The organism is Pseudoalteromonas sp. GutCa3, from assembly GCF_002836155.1.
GTDB classification, from domain to species: domain Bacteria; phylum Pseudomonadota; class Gammaproteobacteria; order Enterobacterales; family Alteromonadaceae; genus Pseudoalteromonas; species Pseudoalteromonas arctica.
Genome location: NZ_PJBK01000067.1, coordinates 203207 through 214855, shown reverse-complemented (window position 1 = coordinate 214855; position 11649 = coordinate 203207). Strand labels below are relative to the sequence as shown.

Below are 11649 nucleotides of genomic sequence, written 5' to 3'. Positions count from 1 at the left end.
GGTCTAGTATCTGCATTTAACTTCCAGAACGCATTGTATGCAAAGGAGTTACTATGTCAGAGGCCAATATTGTGGATATAACCCCGTTTTTAGCAAAACACCAACTGCCTTTAAAGTATCAATATTTGAGTGAGCAATATTTTGTTCCACTCGCGCATGACATCCTCGAATCTAAAAAAACAAATACTCCTATTTTTGTTGCCATAAATGGATGCCAAGGCTCAGGAAAAACAACACTCGCTGATTTTTTAGTTACCTGGTTTTCTAAAAACACACCACTTAACAGTGTTGCATTGTCTATTGATGACTTTTATTTAGCAAAACAAGCACGTAGTGAACTTGCCAAAGACGTACATCCTCTTTTTACTACTCGCGGAGTACCGGGTACTCACGATGTAGCGTTAATGAATAGCACAATAACTAACTTACTGGCAGGAGAGGTAAACGTACCGCTTCCACGTTTTAATAAACACGAAGACGACTGCGTGCCAGCAAGTGATTGGCTAACAAACGAAAAGCCAGTTGATATTGTTATTTTAGAAGGGTGGTGTGTAGGCAGTGAGCCACAACCGTTGTTTTCATTGAGTGAGCCGCTTAACGAGTTAGAGCAACAATTTGATAAAGAAGGCGTTTGGCGCCGCTGTGTAAACAGCTGTTTGGCAAACGAATATAAAGCCGTTTTTAACCTAATTGATTATACCGTTATGCTAAAAGCACCGAGTTTTAGTGATGTTTTTACATGGCGACAAGAGCAAGAACAAAAGTTAATAGCCAAAAAAGGTGAAGGCTCAGGCACCATGACTAACGAGCAATTGGTGTATTTTATTTCTCATTTTGAGCGTATTACGCGTGAGAACTTAAACACACTGAGCGTTAAAGCAAACGCTTTAATTGAACTTGATAGCAACCGCGATATTAGCGGTATGCACCTAACGAGTGATGACACACTTCAACCCATTATTTTTACAGATTTGGACGGTACATTACTCGATCACGCCGATTACAATACCAATAATATCAGTGAGTTATTACAGCAGCTGCAAAATGCACATATTCCTGTGGTGTTTAATACCAGTAAAACTTTTTGCGAAGTTATAGAGCTTAAAAACGATTTAAACATTCAGCAGCCTTTTATTGTTGAAAACGGTGCAGCGGTATTTATTCCAGAAGATTATTTTGAACTTAAGCCTATTGGTTGCAAAAAAATAGGCGCTTACTGGTGCTACGCAATGGCAAAGCCGCTATCGAGTTTATTAGATGATCTAAATACTTTAAAAGCGGATTACAAAGCGCATTACAAATTGTTTAGTGACTTATCGAGTGAGCAAATATCAGAACTTACAGGCCTCGATGATGCGCAAGCAAGACGCGCACAAACCCGCGATTATTCAGACCCTCTTTATTGGTATGGCAACGACGAATTACTCACAGCCTTTGTAAACGATGTTGAAGCACTCGGCTACGATATAAAAATTGGTGGGCGCTTCATTCATATTGCCAAAAATACCGATAAAAGCGCTGCACAGCAGTGGTTAGTTAAACAGTTTACCCATCATTTCAGAAAGCCTCTCACGGTCATTGCATTGGGTGATAGCGATAACGATAAGCAAATGTTAGAGCATGCAAATATCGCCATTATTATCGCCAATCCGGCGAGTAAAAAGCCGGTTAAATTGTCGCACAATAAAGCACGATACTCTCAATCGCCAGCACCGCTGGGCTGGATTGAAGAAATAACATCGTTGCCGTGCATTAGCAGTATTTTAAGTATTTCTGAGGAGCAAACATCTCATGGCTGATTTTTATCAAAATGGCATTATTACAACATTACATAATATTGCCGACAGACCAATAGAAGATCTAGAAAAAGAGCTACTTACTTTTAGCAAGCAGCGCCCAATGGGATTAATACTTCCTTCGTTATTTAGTGAACTCGAAGGCCCTGCACTGCAAAATATAGTTAGCGAATTACGCGAAGTACCGTATTTGTCACAAATTACTATAGGCTTAGATAGAGCCGACGAAGCACAGTACCGCCATGCACTTGGCTTTTTTAAAGAGCTAAACCAAAACCATAAAGTATTATGGAACGACGGCCCACGCTTACAAGCACTTGATAAAGAATTACAAGAGCTAGGCGTTGCACCACGTGAGCTGGGTAAAGGCCGTAACGTGTGGTACTGCATGGGCTATAAATTAGCAACAGCGGAAGTGGAATCTATCGCGCTGCATGATTGTGATATTTTAACCTACGACAGAAGCTTACTTGCTCGCTTAATTTACCCCGTTGCGCACCCGCGTTTTAACTATGAATTTTGTAAAGGGTTTTACCCGCGTACTGCGAATGGCAAAATTAATGGCCGTGTATCGCGCTTATTAGTAACGCCTTTGCTTCGCTCCTTTAAAACAATTTTAGGCAATACCGACTACCTTGAATATATGGACTCTTTTAGGTACCCACTTGCAGGTGAGTTTTCGTTTAGACGCGATGTTTTAAACGATATTCGCATTCCAAGTGACTGGGGCCTTGAAATAGGCGTACTGAGTGAAATGTATCGTAATTACTCCCATAACCGCTTATGCCAAGTAGATATTGCAGATAATTACGATCATAAGCACCAAGAACTTTCACTTGATGACCAAAGCGCAGGCTTGTCTAAAATGTCGATTGATATTACTAAGGCATTGTTTAGAAAGCTGGCAACACAAGGTGTTACTTTTACCAGCGAAACAATTCGTTCATTAAAAGCGACTTACTACCGTATCGGGCTAGATTTTATTGAAACCTATCACAACGATGCGCTTATGAACGGGTTAACGCTTGATGTACACCAAGAAGAAAAAGCAGTAGAAATGTTTGCACAAAATATTATGGAAGCAGGGCAACACTTTTTAGAAAACCCAATGGAAGCGCCATTTGTGCCAAGTTGGAACCGTGTTGTATCAGCAATGCCAGACGTACTTGAGCGCTTAAAAGAAGCCGTAGAGCTAGATAACGAAGAATATAGTTAACCTGCGTGCAGGTTAACTAGCCTATAAGTCTAAACAATAAATATTAGGGGCGCATGTGAGCACAGTTAGCGAATTATTTTTACAACGAGTAGAGCAACATCTTCATATTATTTATGAGGGGGTTGAGCTGCCTTTATCGGTTACTGAGCTAGCTCAGCAACTCATTAAAATTATATTAGGTAGCAATGCACTGCGCGACCCGACCCCCCATACAAACAGATGGGATGAACAAGATATAGTATTGATTGCTTATGGCGATTCTATTATTAAACACGATGATAGTGAATTTGCCGTATCGAGCCCAATGGAGGCACCGCTTAAAACACTACACAGGTTTATAAAAGAGCAATGTGATATGCAGTTAAATGCGCTGCATATATTGCCATTTTACCCGTACAGCTCAGATGAAGGCTTTGCCGTAATGAACTACGTGCAAGTGAATGAGTCGTTAGGTGATTGGGGAGATATTCAAAATATCGCTGAAGACGTAAAGCTAATGGCAGATTTAGTTATTAACCATTGCTCAAGCAGAAGTGTATGGTTTGAGAACTTTTTAAATGATTTACACCCGGGTAAAGACTACTTCAAAACGGCGAGCTTAACGGATGATTTAAGCCAAGTTGTACGCCCGCGAACCTCATCGTTATTAAATACTGTAACTACGCCAAGCGGCGAAAAACATGTGTGGTGTACGTTTAGTCACGATCAGGTTGATTTTGACTTTGGCAATCCTGATGTACTTAAAGAGTTTGTGGGAATAATTAGGCATTATTTAGACAATGGCGTGCGTTTGTTTAGGCTTGATGCGGTTGCATTTTTGTGGAAACAGCTTAATACAAGTTGCATTAACTTGCCGCAAACACATGAAGCAGTAAGGCTAATGCGAACACTTATTGAGCACGCAGAGCCCAGCGTAGTTATAATTACCGAAACCAATATTCCAAACCAAGAAAACCTATCGTACTTTGGTAACGCTAACGAAGCGCACAGTATTTATAACTTTGCATTGCCGCCATTGTTGCTTCATACATTACTTAGTGGTGATAGTACTGCAATAAAGCATTGGATGATGAGCATGCCGCCTGCGCAAAATGGGACGGCATACTTTAACTTTATAGCCTCGCACGATGGAATAGGGCTCAGACCAATTGAAGGTTTACTACAACCCAGCGAAGTGGCCTCACTAGTAAGTACAACCATGCAGTTTGGTGGTCGTGTATCTATGCGTACCAGTAACGATGGCACACATACACCGTACGAGCTAAATATTGCTTTATTTGATGCAATGCAAGGTACGCACAATGGCCCCGATAAGTTTGGCCTTGAGCGATTTATGTGTGCTCACGCAATTATGTTTGCGCTTGAAGGTATCCCAGGGCTTTATATTCATAGTTTGTTGGGTACAACTAACGATTACGACCGATTTGAAAATTCACAGCATAACCGCGCTATAAATCGCCATCGTTGGCAAGAGTCAAAGCTACTGGCGGCAATTGGTGAAAAGTATAGTCATCATCATAAAGTGTTTAACGGCATAAAAAGTTTATTGGCAGTACGTAAAAAGCAGAGTGCCTTTCACCCCAATGCTACACAGTTTACGCTGCATTTAGCAGGTGGATTGTTTGGTTTTTGGAGACAAAGCATTGACAGGCGCCAAAGTATATTTTGTGTTTATAACATTAGCGATAAACCACAAACGCTCACATTGGCCGACTTAAACTTAATTAACACCCAAAAGTGGTTTGATTTGGTGGCAGATAAAACGATTGAAGAAAGCCAATTAACGATAGAGCTAGAACCATACCAAAGCGTGTGGCTGAGTAATATTAAATAAGACCTATTAAAAAGGCTCGCACTGCGAGCCTTTGTTTTAACTAATAAGTTATTTTATTAATTATAAGCTGTAGCTTAAGTTAATGTAGCCAAAGCGGCCAATGTTATCGTAACTTGCGCTACCCGCGCTTGTACCACGTGAACCGTACGGAAGTTTACGGTTAAATACGTTATCAACACCTACTTTAACGCCTAAACCGCTATCGAAGTTATAACCAACAGTCATATCGGTAATAAAGTATTTACCGTAAGACATTTGATTACTTGGATTTGGGTTGTTTTCAAGTTCAACATTTGTGTATAAATCGACTTCACTTAAAAAGCGTGTTTCAACTGTTGAGAAAAAGTTGTCCATAACATAACTTACAGATAAGTTAGTTTGCCACTTAGCTTCACCTGTAGTACCTGCGTATTCAATGTAGTTACTAGGATCGTCTTGGAACGGGTAATCTTTACGTTCAATTAAGTAAGTACCAATTAAGCGTGTTTTAAAGCTACCTTCAAACGCGTCAAAATCGTAACCTAGTTCAAAATCTATCCCTGATGCTTTTTGGCCAGCAACATTTAATACAGAGTTTTGAATTAAAGTAATTTCACCATTAGCATTACGTGTAATTAAGTCACAGTACTGATTGTTTATACCTGTTGCGCTATCTACACAGCGATCAAGAATGTCTTGAGCGTTAATTGTGTCAATTGCATCTTCAAGTTCAATTTCCCAGTAATCAATAGTAAGTAGCGCGTTTTCTAAAAACTCTGGTTGGTAAACAATGCCTACAGTTGTACTTGTTGACTCTTCGCCTTTTACATCGCGGTTACCACTGCTTAAACCATCTAATGACGCTGAATCGTAATCTGAGTTAAAGTCACTCGCTACGCCTAATGCGGCACAGTTTGCAGTACGTGTTGCACCGTTTGATAAGTCACCTAAGTTTTCAGCGCGACACGGGTCGTCTACATTGTAGAAAGTTTGGCTTGCTGCACCAAATACTTCACTAATGTTTGGGGCACGAAGTGCTGCAGATTGAGTTACACGTACACGTAGCTCATCATTTACAGTCCAATCAAGGCCAAGTTTCCAGCTAGTTGCTTCGCCAATCGTACTGTAGTCAGCATGACGTACTGCAGTATCAAACACTAAATCTTGAATAAGCGGTAAATCAGTTAAAATTGGCATCGTCGCTTCAAAGAATACTTCGCGAACATTAAACGAGCCCTTATCTTCGCCCAGTGCGTTAAAGAAAGTACCTTCAGCGTTATCTGGCTCTTTTGTTTCGCTTTCTTCTTTACGGTACTCAGCACCAAATGCAACACCTACATAGCCCGCTGGTAATTCAAAAATAGCGCCATTAGCAAGTGAGCCAGAAATAACTGTTTGCTTAATAGTTGATGTGCCAACAGATACCGTATTAATGTAATCAATGGCTTGTTGAGATGGCGAACCAAACCCCATAATATTTACAGGAACACAGCCATCAGCTTGGGCTGCAGCACTACGACATACTACGTTACCATTTGTATCTTCAACTGCATCAAGTGCATTAAAGTAGTTGGCTACAATCATGTTAGCGCCGTTTTCACGCTCTAGATCAGTTTGGCCATAAACAACTGATGTATCTAATTCCCAATCTTCAAATACAGTACCTTTTAAGCCGGTAACAAAGCGCGTTGTTTCACGCGTATTGTTTTCAATGCGGCGGCCAAGGTCGGTCATCATGCGGTTAACCATGATCGAATCAACACCTTCCTCTTCCATACGTGCTTTAATGGCTGGGTCTAGGTAAGGGTTGTCGATTTTGATGCTGTTTTCATCGTCAAAGAAGAAAAACGCAGGTTGACCTATGCTTTCGCCTTGGCTGTTTACGTATTTTGCATCAAAGTAAATGTTTAAGTCGTCGGTAACATCGTAGTTAACTTTAAAGTTTACGTTGTAGCGCTCAAACTCAGGTTGAATCTCTTCAAATTGACCAAGATTAAACGAATCACAGTTTGCACACGACAAGCCATCTACATTATCACCTATGTATAAGTCGCGAGCGCTGCTGTCGGCGTTAAAGCTATTAGTATATCCATCTTCAAGTGCATAAACACCGGCGTTATTAATAGCGTAATAACCAGCATTAGGTGTTAAGATTTTATCAGGGAAAGCTGCGCTATCTTTGTTTACTTCTGTTTGGGCTTGATTACGTAAACTACTAAACGAAGTGCTAGTCCAAGGGTGATCAAGCGCGTTTAATGAATCCTGGCCTGAGTATTCAATAGCAAAAGCTGCATTACCACGATCGTTATCAAAGTTAGAGCCGTATGAGAACGTCGCTTTTTCGTTGTTGTAGCTGCTTAAATCGGCAAAACCACGTGTAACGCTAAAGTCCATACCTTCAATGTTGTCTTTTAATATAAAGTTAACAACACCTGTTACCGCATCAGCACCGTATACAGCAGATGCACCACCGGTAATTATCTCTACACGTTCAACCCATACACTTGGAATAGTGTTGGTATCTACAGATTGAGAACCTGCAGAGCTTGATACATGACGCTTGCCATTTACAAGTACCAAAGTACGATCTGTACCCATGTTACGTAAATCAAGAATATTTAAACCCGCAGTACCAATAAAACGGCCTGAGTTAGCCATAGAATATGTATTGCCAAGTGCAGGTAAGTTATTTAGCGCTTCACCAATGTTTACTGCGCCAGTGTTCATTAGCTGCTCGCCACTGATGACTGTAACCGGTGCAGGCGCAATAGCACCTTCACGTAAAATACGTGAACCCGTTACTTCAACACGTTCAATTTTTGTTGTTTGCTCATCTTGTGCAAGCACAGAATTACTTGCTGTTGCAGCAGCAGTAATTAATGCACATTTAATGCTAGTAGAAAGTAAATTATGACGTTTCATTTGATTCCCAGAGAACATTTTATAGTAATTAAATACAATGTAGTTTTATCCAAATGCAGTTTGTATTTGGATAAAGCCCTATAACTTTTTTATGAGGGCGGCGATTATTGCACGGTAAAACTAGTAATAGAAGGGAGGTATCTAGATGGATTTTAATAAGTTAATCCTGTATCAATTTTTATAAAGTACATTTTGTTGCATTTTTAACACTAATATTTTTTTAATTATTTGCTACAAATTTGTAATTAAGAAGGGTTGTTGTTTTTTATATATACTTCTCATTATCATTTAATGTTTTTTGTTTTCATTGGCGTGTTAATAATGAACTTTGTAGGGGGGTTATCATTACTTTTTAGGGAAGGGTTATTTAGTTAAAAATCTTTTAAAGAACACTTATTGAACTTTAATGTTTTATTTGTGTGATTTTTTTGTTTTTATAAAGTGATTTTAAATACGTATCTTTTGTTACTCATAAATCTAAAATGAGTAAATTTCATCTTTAAAAAGTAAAAAGGCCCAATTAAGGGCCTTTATATTAACAATTAAACTTACATGCTATATGAAAAAGTAATGTAGCCAAAACGTCCAATATTGTCGTAGCTAGCGCTTCCGCTTCCATCACCACGTGTGCCATAAGGTAGTTCACGATTGAATAGGTTATCAACGCCCACTTTTAAGCCAACACCATTGTCAAAGTTATAACCAACTGTCATATCAGTAATTATGTATGTACCAAAAGTAGTTAAACTATTTGGGTTAGGGTTATCGCTTAAATCTTGGTCTGTGTATAAGCTTACTTCTTCGATATAACGAGTGCTTAAAGATGTGTATAAGTTCTCGTAGCTGTATTCGATATTTAAGTTAGCTTGCCATTGCGCTTCACCTGTAACGCCTGCATATTCAATGTAGTCGCTAGGTTCATCTTGGAATGGAAACTCTTTACGCTCAATCAAATATGTACCAATAAAGCGCGTTTTAAAGCTACCTTCAAGCGCATCAAAGTCGTAACCTAACTCAAAGTCAACACCAGATGCTTCTTGACCTGATACATTAAGTACTGAGTTTTGAATTAGCGAAATCTCACTGTTTGCATCACGTGTAATAAGGCTACAATATTGATTCGAAATACCTGAGCCGCTATCAACACAACGATCTAGGATATCTTGTGCACTGATAGTCGAGATTGCATCTTCAAGCTCAATCTTCCAGTAATCGATAGTTAGTGTTGCGTTTTCAATAAACTCTGGTTGGTACACTAAACCAATAGTAGTACTTGTAGACTCTTCACCTTTTACATCACGGTTACCACTTTGTAAACCTTCAAGTGTTTGTGAGTCATAGTCAGAATCAAAACCTTCTGGAACACCTAATGCAGCACAGTTGGCACGGCGTGTACTACTGTTTTGTAAATCATTTAAGTTGTCAGCTTGACAAGGATCGTCAACATTGTAAAAAGTTTGGCTCGGTGCACCAAAAATTTCACCAATATTTGGCGCTCTTAGCGCTTCTGATTGAGTTAAACGAAAACGAAGTTCATCGTTTAGAGTCCAATCAAGTCCTAATTTCCAGCTAGTTGCATCGCCAATTGTGCTGTAATCAGCATAACGTACAGCAGCATCTAAGACTAAGTCTTGAACAAATGGCATATCAGAAAGTAGTGGAATTGATACTTCTGTAAAAATTTCACTTACATCAAAGTCGCCTTTGTCTTCGCCAAGTGCATTAAAGAAAGTACCTTCAGCATTGTTTGGTTCTTTCGTTTCACTTTCTTCTTTACGGTACTCAACACCAAAAGCCATACCTACATAACCTGCAGGTAATTCAAATAATGCACCATTGGCTAAAGAAGCAGATACTACAGTTTGAGTGATTTCTGATGTACCTGTAGAAACTGTATTAATGTAGTCAATTGCAGCATCACTTGGCGCACCAAAGCCCATGATATTTACAGGAACACAGCCCTCTGCTTGTGCTGCTTCACTTCTACACACAATGTTACCATTGCCATCATCTACGGCATCAAGTGCGTTAGAGTAGTTTTCGAGAATCATATTAGCGCCATTAACGCGCTCTAATTCTGTTTTACCACGTACAATAGATGCATCTAAATCCCAATCATTAAATACCGTACCTTTAAGGCCTGCTACAAATCGAGTTGTTTCGCGTGTATTGTTTTCAATGCGGCGACCTAAATCAGTCATCATACGAAGTACATTTATTGATTCAACACCAGCTTCTTCCATAAGCGTCTTAACGCTAGAATCCAAGAATGCGTTGTCTATTTGTATTGTATTACGAGGGTCGCCAAAGAAAAACGCAGGTTGCCCAATGCTTTCGCCTTCGCTGTTCACATATTTAGCTTCAAAATATGCATTAATATCTTCAGTTACATCATAGTTAACTTTAAAGTTTACGTTGTAACGCTCAAATTTTGGTTGTATTTCATCAAACTGCGCTAGGTTAAACGAATCACAATTTGCACATAGAAGACCGTCAACATTATCACCGGTATAAATATCACGTTGAGAGCCATCAGCATTAAATGTATTTACATAACCACTACCTAGGTTAAATACACCTGCGTTATTAATCGCATAGTAACCAGCATTTGATGTATAAATTTTATCTGGGAAATTTGGATCGTCTTTATTTGAATCGTTTTGAGCTTGGTTACGTAGGCTTGAGTATGAACCGTCAGTCCAAGGGTGATCTAATGCATTTAAAGAGTCTTGAGCTGAGTATTCAACTGCAAATGCAGCATTACCACGGCCATCATCAAAGTTCTTACCATATGAAAAGGTTGCCTTTTCATTGTTGTAGTCACTTAGATCAGAAACGCCTTTAGTTACAGTAAAGTCTAAACCTTCTATGTTATCTTTTAAGATAAAGTTAACAACACCTGTTACAGCATCAGCACCATAAACAGCAGAAGCACCGCCAGTTACAATTTCTACACGTTCAACCCATACGCTCGGTATGGTATTAGTATCAACAGATTGTGAACCAGCTGAGCTCGAAACGTGGCGTTTACCATTAACAAGTACAAGCGTACGGTCAGTACCCATGTTACGTAAATCAAGAATATTTAGGCCTGCAGTACCAATAAAGCGGCCTGAGTTTGCTAAAGAATATGTATTACCTAGTGCAGGTAGTTTATTTAACGCTTCACCGATATTTACTGCACCGGTATTAAGAAGTTGTTCGCCAGTAATTACAGTTACTGGTGCCGGTGCAATTGCACCTACTCGACTAATTTTTGAACCAGTTACTTCAACTCGTTCTATTTTTGTATCCTTAGCATCTGCTGCAATAGCAGTATGTGACAAACCAATTGCACTTAAACAAAGAGCTGTTTTTATGCTGCGTGAGAGTTGGTTATAAGATTTCATGTTATCCCCTAGATGAATTATTTGTTTTTTTAAAACTTAAGTGCAATATAAAATTCATGTTAGTAATTATTTGTATACAAAATTTACATCGCGTACCCATGTTTAACACTTGCAGGTATTTAGGCAATAAATTATCGCTGAATCTACAAAAAAAGAAGATAAGACGATTGTTAAAATATAGTTAAAACAATGGTTTAAAGTGTTTCAGTTAACTTTTGGTTTATATTATTAGCAATGTATTTTTGTTTTTTATCTTGTTTGCCTTTTTTTTATTTTTTTAGCTGTTGATTTTTAATGATATAAATAGGAGTCTAATTTTATCTTTGGTTTAGTTGTTGTGTTTTATGGGATTGTTTTTTGTGACTTTTAAGGTTTTATATCTTAGCGGTATAGCGTGATAACCCATTTCCATAAGTTTAAAGATTAAGCTCTGTCTTTTATGTCTAATACAAACTGTAAAGGGGCTTTACAGATAGCTTCCAAAGTTCAGAGTAGTAGAGTTACTTTTTTTAC

5 protein-coding genes are annotated in these 11649 nt (G+C 38.9%); 3 read left to right on the top strand and 2 right to left on the bottom strand.

Annotation, left to right across the window (positions count from 1 at the left end):
* Positions 1-53: 53 nt before the first annotated feature.
* Genes CXF64_RS10925 through CXF64_RS10915 form a run of 3 tightly spaced genes read left to right on the top strand, consistent with a single transcriptional unit; the run spans position 54 to position 4846 of the window.
* Complete coding sequence (locus CXF64_RS10925) at positions 54-1799, top strand: HAD-IIB family hydrolase (protein WP_101217011.1); 1746 nt, start codon at positions 54-56, stop codon at positions 1797-1799.
* Positions 1792-3012 (top strand): glycosyl transferase, encoded by a 1221-nt coding sequence (locus CXF64_RS10920; RefSeq protein WP_002958673.1) that lies wholly within the window; start codon positions 1792-1794, stop codon positions 3010-3012. The genes CXF64_RS10925 and CXF64_RS10920 overlap by 8 nt, the downstream gene beginning before the upstream one ends.
* Positions 3013-3067: 55 nt before the next feature.
* A complete protein-coding gene (locus tag CXF64_RS10915) occupies positions 3068-4846 on the top strand; it encodes a sugar phosphorylase (protein WP_101217010.1) in 1779 nt (592 codons plus the stop codon).
* Between the two features lie 60 nt (positions 4847-4906).
* On the opposite strand, the gene CXF64_RS10910 is transcribed toward CXF64_RS10915, so the two are convergent.
* The gene (locus CXF64_RS10910) at positions 4907-7747 is read right to left on the bottom strand and encodes a TonB-dependent receptor domain-containing protein (RefSeq protein ID WP_101217009.1); all 2841 of its coding nucleotides are present in this window, start codon (positions 7745-7747) and stop codon (positions 4907-4909) included.
* Between the two features lie 548 nt (positions 7748-8295).
* On the bottom strand, positions 8296-11136 hold the full coding sequence (locus CXF64_RS10905) for a TonB-dependent receptor plug domain-containing protein (protein ID WP_101217008.1): 2841 nt from the start codon (positions 11134-11136) through the stop codon (positions 8296-8298).
* Positions 11137-11649 lie beyond the last annotated feature (513 nt).

What these genes read in the sequence shown, in the direction of transcription:
- CXF64_RS10925 (WP_101217011.1), top strand. Translation starts at nt 54, where the DNA reads ATGTCAGAGGCCAATATTGTGGATATAACCCCGTTTTTAGCAAAACAC.
- CXF64_RS10920 (WP_002958673.1), top strand. Translation starts at nt 1,792, where the DNA reads ATGGCTGATTTTTATCAAAATGGCATTATTACAACATTACATAATATT.
- CXF64_RS10910 (WP_101217009.1), bottom strand. Translation starts at nt 7,747, where the DNA reads ATGAAACGTCATAATTTACTTTCTACTAGCATTAAATGTGCATTAATT.
- CXF64_RS10905 (WP_101217008.1), bottom strand. Translation starts at nt 11,136, where the DNA reads ATGAAATCTTATAACCAACTCTCACGCAGCATAAAAACAGCTCTTTGT.